Source organism: Neobacillus niacini, from assembly GCF_031456445.1.
Taxonomy (GTDB): Bacteria; Bacillota; Bacilli; order Bacillales; family Cytobacillaceae; genus Neobacillus; species Neobacillus niacini_I.
The window spans coordinates 14,988-34,327 of the sequence record NZ_JAVDUQ010000030.1 but is presented as its reverse complement, the minus strand read 5'-3'; the positions used below and the strand labels follow the sequence as shown (position 1 = coordinate 34,327).

Here is a 19,340-nt window from a genome sequence, read left to right as displayed (position 1 = left end):
GTATACATGATTATTGTCATCGGCTTTTATTCCATTATTTTAATGATCTCAATGTTACAGCTGCGAAAAGAATATCAACTTGACCGGGATCAAGCATATGAGGACTATATGGATGAAATCTATTCAAAACCGGTATCCATTATTGTTCCCGCATATAATGAGGAAGCCGGGATTGTCCAGAGCGTCAGGTCCCTGTTAAGTGTGAATTATCCAGCGTTTGAAATCATTGTTGTAAACGACGGCTCAACAGATACGACACTGCAAAAAATGATTGAGCATTATGATATGAAGGAAATAAAGAAAGTGATTCGAAAACACGTAGAAACGAAGCCGATAAAAACAATCTATCAATCCGCCATTCTTTCGAACCTTTTCCTGATTGATAAAGGGAATGGGGGGAAAGCTGATGCCCTAAATGTGGGCCTTAATTTTTCTAATTATCCCTATTTTTGCTCGCTCGATGGCGATTCCGTCCTCGAGCCGGACGCATTTTTAAAGGTAATGAAGCCGATTATCGATTCAAATGAAGAGGTGGTTGCCTCTGGCGGCAGTGTCCGAATTGCTAACGGATGTAAAATCCAAAATGGACATATTATAAAAGTTGGCTTATCAGATAAACCCTTAGTAGTCATGCAAATTATTGAATACCTACGGGCGTTTTTGATGGGGCGGATTGGCCTGAGCAGACATAATCTTCTCCTGATTATATCTGGGGCATTTGGAGTTTTTTCTAAACAATGGGTAATCGAAGCAGGGGGATATAAAACCGATACTGTTGGTGAAGATATGGAATTAGTTATACGGGTTCATCGAATGTTAAAGGAAAGGGGATTAAAGAAAAAAATTGTCTATGTTCCCGACCCTGTATGCTGGACGGAAGTCCCCGAAACCATATCGATTCTTCGGAGGCAAAGACGGCGCTGGCATCGTGGGCTATTCGAAAGCCTTTGGATCCATCGGAAACTTACCTTTAATCCAAAGTATGGGATGATTGGGTTTATTTCTTTCCCTTATTTTTGGATTGTGGAGTTTTTTGGCCCGATTATTGAATTTTTAGGCTATATATTCATGATTCTTTGTTTATTTTTTGGGGGAATCTATATTGAATTTGCCATTCTGTTATTTCTCCTTTCTTGTTTATACGGTTCCATTTTTTCGATGGCCGCAGTCCTCTTGGAGGAATGGAGTTTAACCAAGTATCCAAGAGTATTCGATATTATTAAGCTTTTTTTCTATTCTTTAACCGAAACCATCTGGTATCGCCCGATGACCGTTTTCTTTCGATGTGAAGGAGTTTGGCAGATGCTTAAAGGCGATCAAAGCTGGGGAGAGATGAAAAGAAAAGGTGTTTCCGAATGAAAAAGCAGGTTCATTTAATCATTTACGTCTTCCTATTTTTGCTGATTGTTACAAGCCCTTTTTGGCTTTGGTTTATCCAGCCTGCCAAAAAGTTAAATGTTTTAATAATGGATAAGACCGTTCCGAATCAGTCGTATCGTGAACATAAAGGATTGGTTTGGATTCTTAACAATGAAAAATATGTAAAAAATAATGAAAAATCCTATTCGGCCAGTTCAGATTATAAAGGATATGAACCGGGGAATGGAAGCAATTATAAGATTATGCCTTTTCCTAAGGACTTATCCCGCTATGATGTTTTTTATTTGACGGATCAATATGGGGTGTATAAGGAAGATTTTAATCGTCAAAATCCATATGGGAAAAAATCAGCGAAAATTTATGGGGGATTAACCTCACATGATGTTAACCAAATCGAAAAGTCTCTGATAGCGACAAAAGGAAAAACGTTAATTGCTGAATTTAACACGTTTGCCAGTCCTACATCCGAATCTGCCAGGGCAAAAATATCAAACTTATTAAATCTCGATTGGTCCGGCTGGATTGGCAGGTATTTTTTTGATTTAAACAGTACAGAAGTTCCAGAATGGGTTAAAAAGCAGTACGAGGAAAAAAATAAAAAGTGGACCTTTTCTGGTCAAGGGTTTGTTTTTGTCAGTAAAAATAATTATATTGTTGTATTAGATCAAAAGGAATTGACGGATAGTGGATTACTTTTTCATGTAACAGAGAAAGGAAAAAGTCAATTTAAAGAAGATCTTCGCGGCAAGTATCAATATTGGTTTGATCTTATCCAGCCGAGAAATGATGAAGAAGTTTTGGCTTCCTATCAACTCCCGGTTACGAAGGATGCAAAGCGAAAATTGAAAGGGTTCGGCATTCCAATTCGTTTTCCTGCAGTGATTTCTCATCGAAATGTTCAATACACTTCTTATTATTTCGCTGGTGATTATGCTGATGAAGCGGAAGTTCCTGGAATCTATCAGACAAAAGGCTTTGATTTATGGAAAAAGCATTTTGGAGTGGGAGATTCATTTTACTGGGAAACCTATGTGCCCATGCTAAAAAAAATATTAAAGAATGGTCTGCACCATCCTATGAAGCAAGAATTGGTTGAATCAAGTGTTACGGATGGCATAAAGACAAATAGTCGAACGGGTGATTCCTATATCCAAATAAAGCGGAATGGGAAATGGACAAACTATCTTATTAAAGGTGTAAATATGGGAATTGGAAAGCCGGGGCATTTTCCGGGGGAGACGGCGATTACGAAAGAGGAATACTTGCGCTGGTTTAAGGAAATTGGTGCTATGAATGCCAATGCTATCCGTGTTTATACACTTCATCCTCCGGCATTCTACGAGGCTTTTTACGAATATAATCAAATGGCGAAAAAGCCATTATTCCTATTTCATGGGACATGGGTCAATGAGGAAAATCTTCTTCGGACCCAAGATGCATTTGCTAAAGTAAATGTGGACGATGCCAAAACAGAAATCAGGAATATGATTGATATCATCCATGGCCGCGCTAAGCTGGCCGTGCGTCCAGGACATGCGTCCGGAACGTATTCCTATGACATTTCAAAATATGTTCTTGGGATCATCGTTGGAACAGAATGGGATCCCGCCATGGTGGCGAATACCAATTCAAGGCATCGTAATCTGAACCAATTCACCGGAAATTATGTTAAAACGGCTTGGGCATCGCCTTTTGAAATATGGCTTGCCGGGTTGATGGATTATGCTGCAGAATATGAAGCGAACCAGTACCACTGGCAGCATTCCATCAGCTTTACGAATTGGGTAACAACCGATTTGTTAAAGCATCCGGCAGAACCATTAGAAAATGAGGATTTGGTTTCAGTTAATCCCAATCATATCCAGGCAGGGAATCGATTTCATGCGGGGCTGTTTGCCTCCTATCATATCTATCCTTATTATCCTGATTTTCTCAGCTATGAGAAAAAATATCTTAACTATGTGGATAAAAGGGGAAAAAAGAATAATTATGCCGGTTATTTACATGATCTGCTGGCAGCCCACCATATGCCCGTACTTGTAGCTGAATTCGGTGTTCCATCCTCAAGAGGGTTAACCCATAAAAACGCATATGGTATGAATCAAGGTTTTCATTCAGAACAGGAGCAGGGAAAAATCAATCAGCGATTATTTCAATCGATTGTCGGTGAGGGCTATGCGGGCGGCCTAGTCTTTTCCTGGCAGGATGAGTGGTTTAAGCGAACATGGAATACGATGGACTTAGATAATCCAGACCGAAGACCATTTTGGGATAATCAGCAAACAAACGAACAGCACTTTGGCTTATTATCGTTTGAACCGGGAAATTGGGAAACGGCCATCACGGTTGATGGCGGACAAAAGGATTGGGACATGGCAGGTATTAAAAACACTTATAAAACAAATAATGCCAAACTTCCAATAAAAGAGGTGCGCTTCACCTCAGACAGTGGGTATTTGTACTATTTTCTTTCCTTTAATAAGCCGGTGAATTTTGAAAGTGATAATACGTATTTACTTTTTGATACGATTGATCATCAAGGACAAACCAAAATAAATACAGGAACGAATAAGGTAAATTTAGATTTTGGTGCTGACTTTTTCGTTAAGTTAGCCGGCCCGAAGAATTCGAGAATGATGGTGGATAGTTATTATGATCCCTTCTATTTTCTGTATGCTAACCAACTCAAGATTATTAAACAAGTTCCGTACGCACGTCAAAAGGATAATGGGGTATTCTATCCAATCCGCCTTGCCCTTAATAAAGAGCAGATCATTCCGTCCACAAAGCAAAGGATTCCTTTTCAAGGGTATGAGACGGGAGTGTTAAAGTTCGGTGATGCTAATCCGTTAAGCCGGGATTTTAATTCATTAACAGATGTCAGTATCAGTAAAAATAAAATGGTTTTAGAAGGCCGAATTCCTTGGCAGCTATTAAATATTAAGGACCCAAGTTTAAAAGAGGCGATGGGGGATATTTGGAAGAGTGGATTAACCGGAAGTGTGAAGCTTGAAGGGATTAGAACAGCCATTGTAATGATGGAAAATGATACGGTTGTCCAAACATTTCCGAAAACGGTAAATGGTCGGCTTCAGCAGGCAGATGCAAACCTATATACATGGAAAGAATGGGAGCAGCCTGCTTATTATGAACGGCTCAAAAAATCATATAATATGATGAAAAACACTTATCGTTCAATTGATATTAGTAAATAGAAGAAGAAAGGCTGGAGATACCAGCCTTTCTTTTTAAATTTTTTAAATAGAAATTTCCTCAGACTGTTCTTTACGGATTCGTTGTTTTTTGGCTTTTTTAAAGTGGAACAATTCGTAAATCACTGGAATTACAATAAGAGTTAAAAGGGTCGCAACAGCAAGTCCGCCGATCACGACAATGGCGAGACTTTGAGAAACAAGACTTCCTGTTTCTGCTTTTTTAAATAAAAGCGGAAGCATGGCTGAAATGGTTGCAACTGCAGTCATCAGTATAGGTCTCATCCGAATCGAAGCAGCTTCGACAATCGCATCCCGGATAATCATCTTTTGTTCATTTTGTTTGATGCGATCTAAAAGAACAATCGCATTGGTGACAACAATTCCAATCAGCATTAAGGCACCGAGCAATGATGTAATGTCAACGGTGATTCTGCTGATAAGTAAGGCAAGTACAGCCCCAACAGCCGCGAGCGGTAATGAGAATAATATCGAGATCGGGGCACGAATTGTTTTAAAGGTAATCACCATGATTAAAAACACGATTCCAATCGAAACACCCATCGTCATAAATAAATCAGTAAAATCATCTGCTTGTTGTGCGCTTGCTCCACCAATAAAGATTTCGACACCTGAAGGAAGCTTTATCCCCTTATGATTCTTTTTATCTCCGTTGATTATTTTAGAGATTTCTGTAGAAACCTTTGAAAGTTTCTTTGGATCAACTGTCGCGGTGACTTGAATATAAGGCTCGCCGTCCTTATGGAATTGGTTTGTTGGTTTCTCCTCTCTTATTAATTGTGCTAATGACGAAACAGGAGCAGAACCGGACGAGGTCATTACAGGAATATTTTTTAAATCTTTTGGTGATTTTGGATCTAAAACTGGATTTAGAAATACTGCCATTTTTTGGCCATCTAAATCTACGGAACCAAGCGGCGTCTGATTTAGCATGACGGAAAGCTGCTGGGCTACCTGTGCAGGATTACCTTTTTCCGGGTTCACTTTAAGCGAGTAAACGGTCTTTTTGGCATCTTCATTGGTAGCTAATTTTTCAATTCCGTCAATTTCTTTTATTTTTTCTTTAATTAATTTAGAAACGGACTCAAGTTTAGTTAACTGGTCACCGACCACATCAATTGTAATTTGCGGGTTTCCGCCTCCCATTAAGGATGAAGCTGCTACAGTAAGAGTTGCTTTTGGATATTGATCTTTTTGAGCCTCTATTTTTTTGATTAATTGATCCGTATCATCCTTCTCTTTTAAAACGATATTCATGTTTGCCTTAGTAGGAGAGTCAATTGCCCCAAACTTTGCGGCATCCTCATTGTTCCCCAGCATCGTAAATTCATCTTTCACTTCCTTTTGGGCAAGAATAAATTTTTCGAGCTTTAATGTTCCATTTTTCACTTCTCCGATTGGCGTATCATTTGGGTAATTAAGTACTGTTTGAACAAAATCAGCTGAAGAATTGTCTACAGCACCTTTCGGCATGACAAAATAAACACCGATCGAACCAACAAATAACAAAAAGGATAATGTGAGAATAATCCATTTATGGTTAAGCGACCAAGTAACCAATCCGATAAATTTTTTTGACGGTTTATGTTCATGAAGTTTCGCATTTTTTAAAAGCCCTGCACTCATTAAAGGAACAACGGTTAGGGCAACAATTAATGAAGCGAGTAATGAGTAGGTAATCGTTAAAGCAAATGGCATTAAAAAGTCCTGCAGCCCGCCACTGACCAAACCAATTGGCAAAAATACCGCTACCGTTGTCAGGGTGGAAGCCGTAATTGCTGATGAGACCTCTTTAGCTGCATCCATCACTAATTGGATTGAAAATTTCTCATTTTGCATTTTCCTGAAGATATTTTCAATGACGACGATGCTATCATCCACTAAACGACCAACAGCCACGGCAACGCCGCCCAACGTTAAAATATTTAAAGTAACACCGGAGCGGGATAACAAGAATAAGGTAAAGGCTAATGACAATGGAATCGAGACGATCGTAATAAACGTTGAACGGATATTCCGCAAAAAGAGCATAATGACAATCGTTGCAAATAGGGCTCCAAGCAGGACTTCCTTCATCATCGATGTAACGGATGTTTTCACCATATCCGCTGTCGCCACAATCACGGATGTTTCAAGCTGGTTGTATTTTTTGTTTATTTTTTTCGTGACCTCTCTTAAGTCTTTACTTATGGCTACAGCATTTGATTGACTATCCTTTGTCACAATCAGTAATAATCCGTCTGCTCCGTTGATTCGGGTAATGGTATCTTGTGGTTTGGTTACTTTAATGGAAGCAATATCCTTTAAATGAACCCCTGGTGCAACGGATAGTTTTTCTAAAGCAGATAAACGGTTGATATTTCCAATCACTTTAATATTACTTGCCTTACCTTCAATGGTTTTCTCACCAATTGCAATGGCATTATTTTGTCCTTGAAGAACACCCATAACAGATTGAATCGTTACTTTTTTCTCTGATAATAAGGTGTTATTTACTTTTACAGAAACATAGGAGCTGGCCATCCCGTAAGTTTGAATGGATGCTACGCCTTTAATATCTTTAAAAAGTGGTACAATTTTTTTGTCGGCAAATTTTAGATTTTCCGGGGTTAATCCGTCTTTAAAGGTTACAGCTACATCCGCAATGGGTATCATGGAGGTATTTAATTGAACGACAGTGGGCTTTGAAACATTTTCAGGCAAGTGTACGTTCGCCAATACTTCTTGTACTTCTTGTTTTGCTTCTTTCATGTCGGTTTTGGAATCATAATTAATATCAACTTTAGTGTAACCATCACCTGTTGTTGAAAGGATATTCTTTTTCCCTTTTACACCTGAAATCGACTCTTCAATTGGGGTTGTTACCTGATCCTCCATTGTTTTTGAATCAGTGCCTTGCCCCATTACAATAATCGATATTTGTGGATTGTCTGCAGAAGGTAAGAATTCCATCGGTAAGGTGAAATAACTTACCACACCCATGATTAGAATTAGTATCGACATAATCCACATAGCGGCTTTGTTTCGGAAGGACCATTTTGTAAACCAAGACATATTTCATTCTCTCTCCTCTTATGGTTATTTTTTCCTATACAACCATAAGAATATTAACATAATAAAATGGAAAATAAAACTATTTTTTTAATAATTTTCTAGAAAGTTTTTGTGAATTTTGTTAATGTATTTGCGGCCTCCCTTGAACCGTTACGGTGGTCATAAGCCCAACAAAGATAATGGTTAATAGCGAATAAAAGAATTTTTCGAGTCCAACCACTTGGATTCCGCTTGTGATCACAAGGCCATCTATTAAGAAAATAATGATTCCTATATTAATAGAAGTAAATCTGGTTAGAAGCTGCGCAAGCAGGTCTGTTCCTCCTGTGCTAGTTTCATAACGAAGCATTAGGCCAATGCCAATTCCAACAAGAATGCCGCCGATAATGGTACTTGGTAAAATACCGATATTTATTTTTCCATTCATAAACGAAAACAGATCAATACAAAAGGAAGAAATAATGAGTCCATGCAAGCTGTAAAAAAAATAACGCCGCTCAAAAAACCACGCCAAGATGTAGAGGGGGAGGCTTAAAATAATCATACATAAACCTGTCGGCCACCCGTAAAAATAGTGAATAATCAATCCGATGCCAATTACTCCTCCATCCAGAAGATGGTAAGGAACTAAAAATCCATTTACACCTAAACTTAACAGCAAACTGCCAATAAGCATTGCTACTATTTTTTGCTTCATCTAACATTCCACCCCATACTAGTCCCTTTAAATAAAATATGAAAAAGGAATTTTATTTAGAAGTGAAAGCATGAAAAAGAGGAAGAATCGAATGATTCTTCCTCTTTTTGATCTTATTTTGAGCTCTCTTCTGTCATACGTTGAAGTTTTCCTGATAATGCTAATAAGATTAATCCAAGTACAATTGCCAATAAGCCAATTACACTGAAAATTTCAAAGTAACCTAGTGATTGTGTTAATGCTGCTAATTGTCCAGCAAGAATGTTTGCAATCCCAGAACCAGCAAGCCAGACACCCATTAATAGGGAAGCAAGTTTGATAGGTGCAATTTTACTTACAAGTGATAAACCGACTGGAGATAGAAGTAATTCTCCAAGTGTGTGCATTAAATAAGTTAAGACAATAATCATCATGTTTGCTTTGATAGCGATATGATTCTGATCGCTGCCAGTTTTTAAAACAGCAAGTAAAAGAATCATGTAACCTAAACCAAGGAGTACCATCCCTAATCCCATTTTTCTAGGTCCGCTCATATCTCCGCGTTTTGTATAAGAAAGCTTTAACCAGAGAGCGGAAAGGATTGGTGCAAGAATAACAATAAATAATGGGTTTAAAGATTGGAACCATTCAGTTGGTACGGTAAAACCGAAAAGGTTACGGTCCACAAAGCGATCAGTATAAAGGGTTAATGAACTGCCGGCTTGTTCAAATCCAGCCCAGAAGAATACAACAAATAAAGTCAGGATGATAATTACGGCAGTACGTGCCTTTTCTATTTTTGTTAAAGGCTGTTTGTTTAATGTTGTGTTTGATGTTTTCGAAGCAACTTTACCGGTTGGCTTTTTACCAATTTCGCCTAAATAGCGATTTCCAAAGAGGTTAAAGATTACCTGTCCAACAATCATCCCAATGGAAGCTGCTAAGAATCCATATTTAAATCCGAAGTGATCAACACCATTAACTGTAGTTTTAAACAGGTTACTTGATAAATAACCAACCACTAATGGAGAGAAAAAGGCACCGATGTTAATACCCATGTAGAAGATTGTGAAAGCGCCATCACGGCGGCGGTCATCTGGAGCATATAATTCTCCGACAAGTGTAGAAATATTTGGTTTAAAGAAACCGTTTCCAACGATTAATAAGACTAACCCAAGATAGAATGCAGCTTTACTTTGATTAGCAAATAATGCAAAGTTTCCGGCTGCCATGACAATCCCGCCAATAGTAATGGCAAGTCGTCTCCCTAGAAATCTATCAGATAAATATCCGCCAACCATTGGTGTAAAATAAACTGCACCTGTAAAGAATCCATAAATACTCATTGCAGTAGCATCACTAAATCCTAAACCACCGCTGACGAATTCTGATGTAAGGTATAAAACAAGGATTGCGCGCATTCCATAATAGCTGAATCTTTCCCACATTTCTGTGAAGAATAGTAAATATAGGCCTGGTGGGTGCTTTTTCGCAGCTTTAGCCTGCTCGGACTGTTTGATTGAAGCTGTATTGTCCATTGTATACCTCCTAATGTCCATGATAAAAAGATTATGTTATTATTCTAAATTAATAAATAGAGGTAGGTCAATAGAAAGTTATAACAGTGGAAAGAGTTGATTTATTAGGAATTTATCGAATTATATATATCATTTCTAATATACTGAAAGTATAGATTAATTATATTAATATAATTTTTGAATTAATCAATTGGAATTAGCACAAAAAAAGCTTGCTCCGTTGTGGAACAAGCTTTTTGAAAAAGGAATTAGTGAAAGAGAACTTTTTTAATAAAATTTCTATACAAATAGCGGCAAAAAAGACCAGAGATCTTAGTGAACTCTGGTCTTGAAGCATTAAAAAATCAGATTAAGAAGAAAATATAAAGCGGATGCTAATAAAGCTGAGATTGGCAAAGTAATAACCCATGTAATGATCATCCGCTGCGCCGTATCCCATTTAACCCCTTTAATCCGGTGTGCAGAACCAACCCCTAAAATACCGGATGAAATAACATGTGTTGTACTAACTGGTAAATGAATATAGGTAGCACCAAAGATAATGGCAGCACCTGTCAGGTCAGCGGCAACCCCGTTAATCGGACGGATTTTCATGATTTTCCCGCCAACTGTTTTAATAATTTTCCAGCCGCCAATCGATGTTCCGAGTCCCATTGCGATTGCACAGGATATTTGAACCCAAAGTGGAACTTCTGCATTATGAGGAAGAATATTATTTGCAATTAATGCCATAGTGATAATCCCCATTGACTTTTGCGCATCGTTTGTTCCATGGGAATAAGATTGCAAGGCAGCTGTCCCAATTTGAATATATCGGAAGTTTCGATTGGTTTTTGTTAAATTGAAATTTTTAAAAACAACTTTAAAAATGCTGTAAACAATATAACCAACAACGAAAGCTAAAATTGGTGAAAAAATAAGTGCCTCAAGAATCTTTAAAAATCCGCTATAGTTTAACGATGCAAACCCTTCTGCAGCAATGGCTGCTCCTGCAATCGAACCAATAATGGCATGAGAGGAACTGCTTGGGATTCCAAAATACCAAGTAATTAAATTCCAGGCAATCGCGGAGAGGATTGCTGCGAGAATAACGACTGATCCATTATGAAGGGTAAACGGGTCGACAATATCCTTTGAAATAGATTTTGCGACACCAGTAAAGGTCATTGCCCCAATAAAATTCATGACGGCTGCCATAAGGATTGCATGTCGTGGTTTTAATGCTTTTGTTGATACAGCTGTGGCAATGGCATTGGCTGTATCGTGGAACCCGTTAATAAAGTCAAATGCCAGGGCACCAATAACAATTAATATCGTTAGGATAAAAATTAAACTCATATTTTTGCTCCTTATGCATTTTTCATAATGATGGTTTCAAGTGTATTGGCAACTTCCTGACAGCTGTCAGCAATATCCTCAAAGGTTTCATAAATTTCTTTGTACTGAATAATCCGGATTGGATCCTTTTCAACGGCAAATAAATTTTTAATCGATTGACGTAAAATATTATCACACTTAGATTCAAAATCTTTAATTTTAATGGCATGTTCTCTTATTTGAGGCAGTTTTTTATTGGAAAGAAGTCCAACAGCTTTATCGATTTCGTGCACACTTCCTTGAATGGCTTCAACAAATTTAAGCATGAATTCATCAGCTTGTGTTATGGAGTACATTTCGAATAATGCTGCGCAGCCTTCAAGTCCATCTAGTACATCATCCATACTCATGGTTAGATGGAGAATGTCTTCCCGTTCAATTGGAGTAATGAAGGCGTCGTTTAACTCTTTAATGATTTCATGAACAAATGAATCCCCTTTTGATTCATATTCCTTCATTTTTTCCGAAAAGATCTTTAAATCACTGATGTTTTTTAATTTATATTCTGTAAAGAAATTTACACTTTCTTTTGAATTAGAAGAAATATTGGATAACAAAACTGAAAATTTGTCATGTTTTTTAAATGCCATAGTCTATTTTACCCCCATATAATTGTTCAAAAGTTGTACATCAACGAAAAACATTTTATCTGAAAAATGTCGAAAAAAGAATTATTTTTAACAAACTTTACAAAAACTTAACATTAGAATTTTCTGAAATTACCAAGTGAGTAAGATTTAACAGATACCCAATATTTTTCACAAATAAATAGCTTTTTATGTACGATTGAAAGAAAGGGGACTTGGTTGACGAATGATTTAAATCGTACTATAATTATCTCGAATTAGAGATAATGAACTTTGAGATTTTCTAACAGCTCATATGGATAGAATAATCAATCATTAAGTCGTAAGGAGTGTATATACATGTTTGATATTTACAAGGCTGAGGAACGATATACCGCAGATCATGGCTGGCTAAAAAGTAATTTTAGTTTTTCTTTTGCCGAGTACTATGACCCGACCAATATGCAATTCGGTCCAATGCGTGTTCTTAATGATGATATGGTCCAGCCGTTGAGAGGATTTGGAGCCCATCCGCACCGTGAAATGGAAATTGTTTCAATTGTTTTAAAGGGACAATTAAAGCATGAGGATAGTACAGGGAAAAGTGCTGTCACAACATTTGGCGGTATTCAACGAATGTCAGCAGGAACTGGAGTCATTCATTCAGAGGTAAATCCTTCTGCAGACGAGGAAGTAAACTTTTTACAATTATGGTTTATGCCTGAGGAAAATAGCCTCACACCATCATACGAAAAAACAAATTTTGATCCTGCTAAAATGAAAAATACTCTTTTACCAGTAGTTTCTATACGAAATGGTGAAAATATAGCTTATATCCATCAAGATCTTACGATTTATTTATCGGATTTAGAAGCAGAAAAGGATCTAAGTTTCCATCAGGAAGCGGGACGCAGAATCTTTTTCTTTGTGATGGAGGGGGAAGTAATCCTTAATCAGGAGTATCACTTGAAGAGACGGGATTCTGCTCGTATAACTGAAACAGAGTCAGTGCAAATAAAGGCGTCAAGCAATGCAAGATTCATGCTGATCGATTTGCCTTAAATCATTAATCCCTGCCCCCTAAAATAAGAACCGGATTTTTAATCCGGTTCTTATTTTTTATTATGATTAGAAGGATATAATTTGGGTACTTTATACATACAGGCACTTCAGTAAATGGACCTGAATGCTTGTATCAAATGAAAAATGAATACTAAAAAGGAGTGTTCGCTAGTGAGCTTCATTTGGTCATTAATTGTAGGTGGTATAATAGGCTGGGTAGCAGGTCTAGTTGCGGGACGAAATATTCCTGGAGGAATTATTGGAAATATAATTGCTGGTTTTGTTGGAGCGTGGCTTGGTTCATTAATTTTAGGGAATTGGGGACCAAATGTCGCAAACTTTGCCATTATTCCGGCAATCATCGGAGCAGTAGTCTTAGTCTTCCTCCTAAGCCTTGTCATGAGAGCTTTCCGAAAAGCAGATCGATAAAAGCAAAAAGCCTCCTTTATCTTGGGGGCTTTTTGCTTTTATAAAGTGTAAAGGTCGATATCCTGAAATATGACTGGCTTATCAGTAAAGGGAGCATGGCAAACGATTTTTTCCTCGGTAAAAGGATGTAAAAATTCAAGTTTGGCAGCATGAAGTGCTTGTCTTTTGAAAAAAGGTAACCCTCCATATAGCGTATCTCCAATAAGGGGATGTCCAATATGACTAAAATGGACACGGATTTGGTGGGTTCTGCCAGTATCAAGCCAGCATTTTATATAGGAAACCTGTTTTTTAGTGTTCTCTTTTATAACCTGATAATGGGTAACAGCTTCCTGCCCGGAAGAAGACACCCGCCTTCTTGATGCATGGTGGCGGTCGCGTCCGATTGGATCTTTTATTGAACCCTTTTTTTGTTTAAACAACCCCTGGACAAGGGCAATATAGGTTCTTTTAATTTTACGATTTTCCAGCAATCGGTCCAATATGGCGCCTGCTAATGGATGCTTTGCAAAAAGTATGGCACCAGAAGTATCTTTATCTAAGCGATGGATTTGCCGGATATTTCGCATTTCTCCTTTTGACTGCAAATAAAAGGAAGCAGCATTGACAAGAGTGTTGGTATCCTTCGAAAGGTCATTTGGATGAGTGTTTAGGAATGGCGGCTTATTCAAAACAAGGACATGATCATCCTCATATAACACGGAAACCTCCATATATTGAGGAGGAATATTAATTTCCTCCTCTTCAAACAAATTAATTTGTAATTTACTTTCAGGTGTAAGCGGTTTGTTCCAATCAGCTTTTTGACCATTTACTAAAACCTTTTGTTCCATGCGAAATTGATGAGTTAACTTTTTCGGGGAATTCCATTTCCTTTGAAATAGTTCTTGAATGGTTATTCCATCCCAAGTTTTTGGAATTATTATTTCAAACCAATTGCCTTTTTTACACGTTTTTAACATTTTATACTCCTTAAAAAGCGGGATTTGCTTGGGTTTAATTACCACAGTTTTAAGATAAGAAATTATGTTATTCTATTGTTAAATTAAATATACATTAGAAAATAGCAATAGCAAAGGTGGGTTACAAGTGAAAATTGTTTTTGCCTCAACACCAAGTCAAGAGGAAGAAATCCGCGGACTTGTGAGGTATATCTATTCAACTGTTTTTCCACTCTATTTTTCGGATGATGAAATTCGTACATTTGAAGAGCTTAAGGTATTGCATACCTCAAGTGAACAATTTGAAGATTTTAGCACATTAAAAGATGCTTTCCAAGTTATGACCAGCATTCAGACGATTATTTCCATCCTCGAGTCTCCCACGCTTGATGATCATTATTCATCCCTTTTTGATAAGAATGTTTCAAATTTACAAGAATTTGGTCTATTCTTTCCATTTGAATATGATCAATTTGTGGAAGCAAAAAGTATGAAAAACAGTATATTCAGTATCTATACAAAAGCAGCCAATGAATTAATCATCTAAGCACCTGGATTCCAGGTGCTTTATTTTTTATCCATTATACACTTGTGCTAAAAATGATGAAAATTTAAAATAGTAATGGAAAAATTTGTTCCAACCGCGAAAAATGTCGGAATAAATCCAGCGATTTTAAAAGGAGTAACTAACTTGAACTTCGAAACAATATAGAGTAGAAAGAATCAGGAGGAGATAAAATGGATTGGAAAGAAAATGCAACAAGATGGATCAACTTTGAGGGGTTAGATTTAGAGTTAAAAAAACAATTATCGGAACTTAAGAAAGATGAAAAACTTCTGGAGGAAGCTTTTTATAAAAATTTAGAGTTTGGTACCGGCGGAATGAGAGGGGAAATTGGTGTCGGCACAAACCGAATGAACCTTTATACAGTAAGAAAGGCTTCGGCCGGATTAGCTGCATACATAGAAGAAAATGGTCTTGAAGCAAAGAAACGAGGAGTGGTCATTGCATATGATTCCCGGCATAAATCTCCCGAGTTCGCAATGGAAGCGGCAAAAACATTAGCAACAAAAGGCATTCAAACCTATGTGTTTGATGAATTAAGACCAACACCCGAACTATCCTTTGCCTTAAGGTATTTAAACGCATTCTCCGGGATTGTTGTTACAGCAAGCCATAACCCTCCGGAATATAACGGCTACAAGGTATACGGGCATGATGGCGGGCAACTTCCGCCTGAAAGTGCTGATCAGGTTATTGCACGAGTCAATGAAATTGAAAATGAGCTGTTAATTGAGGTCGATTCAGAAAAGAACCTTCGGGATGCCGGTTTAATCAAAATCATTGGGTCGGAAGTAGATCACGCTTATTTAGAAAAATTGAAAACCATCTCGGAAAACCCAACATTTGCAAACGAGACGGATATTAATATTATTTTTACGCCACTTCATGGAACCGCCAATAAACCAGTACGGAATGCACTGACTGCTTTTGGGTATAAAAATGTAACGGTTGTAAAAGAACAAGAGCAACCGGACCCTGAATTTTCGACTGTAAAAAGCCCAAATCCTGAGGAGCATGCAGCATTTGAGTTAGCGATTCGGGAAGGTAAAAGAAAAGGTGCGGATATTTTAATAGCAACAGACCCAGATGCAGACCGGTTAGGCATAGCGGTTCTAAATCATGAGGGAGAATATGTAGTCCTAACAGGAAATCAGACGGGTGCACTACTGCTGGACTATTTGCTTACACAGAAAAAAGACAAAGGTACACTGCCACAAAACGGAGTGGTTTTAAAAACGATTGTAACCTCTGAACTTGGCAGGAAAATTGCTGAATCCTATCAATTGGAAACCGTTGATGTGTTAACGGGCTTCAAATTTATCGCGGAAAAAATTAATCAATATGAAACAACCGGTGAACATACCTTCTTATTTGGGTATGAGGAAAGCTATGGGTATTTAATTGGCGACTTTGCTCGTGATAAGGATGCTGTTCAAGCAGCGCTTTTGGCTACGGAGGTTTGTGCTTATTATAAAAAACAAGGAATGACCCTCTATGAAGGAATGATGGGGGTATTTGAAAAATACGGTTATTATCAAGAAGGACTGCGTTCTTTAACCTTGAAAGGAAAAGGTGGAGCAGAAATGATTGGACGGATTTTAGCCTCCTTCCGTTCTGAGCCGTTAACTAGCCTTGGATCTCTAAATACTTCCACTTCAGAGGATTATTTAACTGGAATTCGTTTGACCAAGAACGGCGAGGAAAGAATTGATTTGCCAAAATCCAATGTTTTGAAATATACGTTTGAGGATGGCACATGGGTTTGCTTAAGACCGTCTGGAACGGAACCGAAAGTGAAATTCTATTTTGGCGTAAACAGTACAAGCTTAGAAGAAAGCAAACGTAAGCTTGAGAAGATTGAAAAAGATTTCATGGGGCTTGTTAATGAAAAAATAAATATGGTAACTAAATAGAGAGTTCGCGGCCAGATAGGTTTAACTGTGACTAACTAGCGTAAACCGCTTGCTATTTGACGTAAAAAGTGCGCCAACTAGCGTAAAACGGTGGTCAATTGGCGAAAAGCGTGTGCTAACTAGCGAAAAGCGGTGCCCAATTGGCGCACCCCTAGCTTCAACTAACGGAAACACGATAACACCCAGAACGACAACTTGAAAGGAAGTTTCGATAATGTTAAAAGAGCAAATTGCCATCGTGACAGGAGCATCTAGAGGCATAGGGAAAGAAATAGCTTTAAAATTGGCTGAACAAGGGATGAAATTAACGTTGGTCGGCAGTTCTGCCCAGGTTTCGGAAACAGCAGAAGAACTGAAAAATAAAGGTTTTTCATATATCCTCCCCGTTCAGGCGGATGTTTCAAAAGAACAGGATATGCAAGAGGTTGTAAAAAGGACCATAGAGGAATACGGTCACATTGATCTCCTTGTTAATAATGCAGGAGTTGGCTTTTTCAAATTAACAGAGGAAGTTACGCTAGAAGAATGGAAAAAAGTATTTGAGGTCAATGTCCAAGGGGTCTTTCTCGGGATAAAAGCGGTTTTGCCGCATTTGAAAGAACGAAAGTCAGGGACAATTATTACGATTTCCTCTGATGTTGCTAGATACACGATACCAAACGGTGCTGCCTATACATCAACAAAATATGCAGTACAAGGATTTTCCGGGGCTGTCGCACAAGAGGTCCGTGAATATGGTATCCGCGTAGGAACGATCAATCCAGGGATGGTGGATACCTATTTTGCAGAATCAACCCAAGGCCTGCCAGAGAAAAAAGATTGGCTAAAGGTCGAAGATATTGCGAATGCCGTTGTCTATATGGCATCCGCACCAAAATATATGCTCATTGACGAAATTGTCCTACATCCGTTAATCCAACAATATCCAATAGCATAATTTTAAAAGCCTGAAGAGTAATTGTCTCTTCAGGCGTTTTTTTTCAATTCGTGTCTTGGTGGAGACAGTATCTCGAGATTTTAAGCAGAAAGTGTCGCCAACAGCCCTTATATGATTACAGGATCGGACTCAGGCGGCATTATTTGCGGTTCGAAACGGAGTCATCAACCAATAAGAAAAACGGCCTGCAAATGGCCGTTTTTTTGGTGGTGGAATTCTTTAGTCCGGTTGTAAATATTTTTCTCACACAAAACTGTATTCACTTGCTGTTTCAGGAAAGACTATACATCGGAATCTCATTTAGGTCAGTTTCTGCCGCTTCGTTTGCATGGTCGATGTATCGAAGTAAGGCATATAATTTTTTTTCTAATACAGAGTAATCGTGTTCAAAATGGTAGGCATGCAGGAATTGTTCTATTTTTTTTGATAAAAATTGGTCTTTTGTTCGAACCATTAAGATTAACAAATTATCCCATTCGGACCGGTGTGTATAATACAACGCTCGGTCATAATCCACTTTATTCATTTAGTTGTCTCCTCCTTGTTAGGAGTTGAGTTTATTTTATGCTTTTCTGACGATTTCTTTCGCAGAAAATGTTGGACACCCTTAATTAACGCGATTTTCAATTTTTACCTGTATAAATTTAAAAAGTGTAACCACTTTTAAGGGGGAAGCGATGGTCAGATTAATCCTATGCTTCATGATTTTTTTTACACTTCATCCTGAAAATGTTTTTGGGGAAGGCTTAGTGGAGGTTAAGAAGCCTTATACGTACGAAATCTTAAAACAGGACCTTTCAAAAATTCAGAGAAAATATAAGCGAGTGGTGGAGATAAGATCCATTGGTACCACTTATTTTGAAAAAAATATTTGGGCAGTCAAGCTTGGGACGGGGAAAAAAAATATTGTCCTTATTGGCAGCCATCATGGGCGGGAATGGTTGACAAGCATGGTGACGATGAAAATGCTCGAAACATATGCTGATGCCTATGAAAAGGAAAAAAAGTCGGCTGATATTTTAAACGAAGTGTCGATTTGGTTTATTCCAATGTTGAATCCAGATGGTGTCATGATACAACAAAATCATTTCGATGAATTTTCTCAAATACAACTAAAAGAATTATTAAAAATGAATGAGGGAGTACGAATTTTTAAACGGTGGAAAGCAAACGGTATTGGCATCGATTTAAATCGCCAATACCCGGCTGGCTGGGAAGCATTAGAGAACGAACCGGGAAGACCGTCCTATAAATCCTATAAGGGAAAGGCTCCTTTAGAGGCAAAAGAGGTACTCGCCTTAACAAAGTTTATTCATCATATTCAGCCAGCGGCGGCTGTTGCCTACCATACTGCCGGCAGAGAAATCTTTTGGAAGTTTAAAAATGGAAAACATCTAAAACGTGACCGAAAAATAGCGAAAAAAATATCAAAATTAACCGGCTATAAATTAGGTAAACCTGATAAAGATGCAGTGGGTGGGGGTTTTACTGATTGGTTCATTACCACCTATCACCGGCCGGCTTTCACGATTGAGATTAGCTATCTTGTTGGTGAAACAAACCCGCCATTATCTGTATTTAAAAAGGAATGGAAACGAAATAAAAACGTGGGCTTGATGCTTGCAAAAGAAGTAAACAAATTAAAGGAATAACTAGCCTTTTGTCTAGG

Annotated in this window: 15 protein-coding genes; 8 read left to right on the top strand and 7 right to left on the bottom strand. The window is 37.9% G+C overall.

Going from position 1 to position 19,340, the window contains the following annotated elements; translation table 11 throughout:
• Positions 1–6 precede the first annotated feature (6 nt).
• Both J2Y67_RS20685 and J2Y67_RS20680 read left to right on the top strand, forming a co-directional pair.
• Entirely contained in the window at positions 7–1,359 is a 1,353-nt protein-coding gene (locus tag J2Y67_RS20685; RefSeq protein ID WP_310177166.1) for a glycosyltransferase family 2 protein, read from the top strand.
• Entirely contained in the window at positions 1,356–4,595 is a 3,240-nt protein-coding gene (locus J2Y67_RS20680; protein WP_310177110.1) for a hypothetical protein, read from the top strand. Before J2Y67_RS20685 ends, J2Y67_RS20680 begins: the two co-directional genes overlap by 4 nt.
• 42 nt (positions 4,596–4,637) lie before the next feature.
• On the opposite strand, the gene J2Y67_RS20675 is transcribed toward J2Y67_RS20680, so the two are convergent.
• From J2Y67_RS20675 to J2Y67_RS20655, 5 genes are all read right to left on the bottom strand, one after another.
• Positions 4,638–7,667, bottom strand: a complete 3,030-nt coding sequence (locus J2Y67_RS20675; RefSeq protein ID WP_310177109.1) for an efflux RND transporter permease subunit — start codon at positions 7,665–7,667, stop codon at positions 4,638–4,640.
• A 121-nt stretch (positions 7,668–7,788) separates the two neighbouring features.
• On the bottom strand, positions 7,789–8,364 hold the full coding sequence (locus J2Y67_RS20670) for a YitT family protein (protein WP_310177106.1): 576 nt from the start codon (positions 8,362–8,364) through the stop codon (positions 7,789–7,791).
• A 113-nt stretch (positions 8,365–8,477) separates the two neighbouring features.
• Positions 8,478–9,881, bottom strand: a complete 1,404-nt coding sequence (locus tag J2Y67_RS20665; RefSeq protein ID WP_310177104.1) for a peptide MFS transporter — start codon at positions 9,879–9,881, stop codon at positions 8,478–8,480.
• Positions 9,882–10,217: 336 nt separating this feature from the next.
• The gene (locus J2Y67_RS20660; protein ID WP_310177103.1) at positions 10,218–11,219 is read right to left on the bottom strand and encodes an inorganic phosphate transporter; all 1,002 of its coding nucleotides are present in this window, start codon (positions 11,217–11,219) and stop codon (positions 10,218–10,220) included.
• 11 nt (positions 11,220–11,230) lie between these two features.
• Entirely contained in the window at positions 11,231–11,848 is a 618-nt protein-coding gene (locus tag J2Y67_RS20655; protein ID WP_310177102.1) for a DUF47 domain-containing protein, read from the bottom strand.
• 336 nt (positions 11,849–12,184) lie between these two features.
• On the opposite strand from J2Y67_RS20655, the gene J2Y67_RS20650 reads away from it, so the two are divergent.
• On the top strand, positions 12,185–12,886 hold the full coding sequence (locus J2Y67_RS20650) for a pirin family protein (protein ID WP_310177100.1): 702 nt from the start codon (positions 12,185–12,187) through the stop codon (positions 12,884–12,886).
• A gap of 171 nt (positions 12,887–13,057) precedes the next feature.
• Complete coding sequence (locus J2Y67_RS20645; RefSeq protein ID WP_310177099.1) at positions 13,058–13,315, top strand: GlsB/YeaQ/YmgE family stress response membrane protein; 258 nt, start codon at positions 13,058–13,060, stop codon at positions 13,313–13,315.
• Between the two features lie 38 nt (positions 13,316–13,353).
• On the opposite strand, the gene J2Y67_RS20640 is transcribed toward J2Y67_RS20645, so the two are convergent.
• Positions 13,354–14,277, bottom strand: coding sequence for an RluA family pseudouridine synthase (locus tag J2Y67_RS20640; RefSeq protein WP_310177097.1), 924 nt, complete (start codon positions 14,275–14,277; stop codon positions 13,354–13,356).
• 127 nt (positions 14,278–14,404) lie between these two features.
• Between J2Y67_RS20640 and J2Y67_RS20635 the strand changes: the two genes are divergently transcribed.
• From J2Y67_RS20635 to J2Y67_RS20625, 3 genes are all read left to right on the top strand, one after another.
• Positions 14,405–14,803, top strand: coding sequence for a YhcU family protein (locus J2Y67_RS20635; RefSeq protein ID WP_310177096.1), 399 nt, complete (start codon positions 14,405–14,407; stop codon positions 14,801–14,803).
• Between the two features lie 191 nt (positions 14,804–14,994).
• Complete coding sequence (locus tag J2Y67_RS20630) at positions 14,995–16,734, top strand: phospho-sugar mutase (RefSeq protein ID WP_310177095.1); 1,740 nt, start codon at positions 14,995–14,997, stop codon at positions 16,732–16,734.
• Between the two features lie 214 nt (positions 16,735–16,948).
• Positions 16,949–17,671, top strand: a complete 723-nt coding sequence (locus J2Y67_RS20625) for an SDR family oxidoreductase (protein WP_310177094.1) — start codon at positions 16,949–16,951, stop codon at positions 17,669–17,671.
• 271 nt (positions 17,672–17,942) lie between these two features.
• Here the strand turns inward: J2Y67_RS20625 and J2Y67_RS20620 are convergent, their stop codons facing one another.
• Positions 17,943–18,197 carry a YhdB family protein gene (locus J2Y67_RS20620; protein ID WP_310177092.1) on the bottom strand — a complete coding sequence of 85 codons (255 nt, stop codon included), beginning with the start codon at positions 18,195–18,197 and terminating at the stop codon, positions 17,943–17,945.
• 151 nt (positions 18,198–18,348) lie between these two features.
• Between J2Y67_RS20620 and J2Y67_RS20615 the strand changes: the two genes are divergently transcribed.
• The gene (locus J2Y67_RS20615) at positions 18,349–19,323 is read left to right on the top strand and encodes a M14 family zinc carboxypeptidase (RefSeq protein ID WP_310177090.1); all 975 of its coding nucleotides are present in this window, start codon (positions 18,349–18,351) and stop codon (positions 19,321–19,323) included.
• Positions 19,324–19,340: the final 17 nt, after the last annotated feature.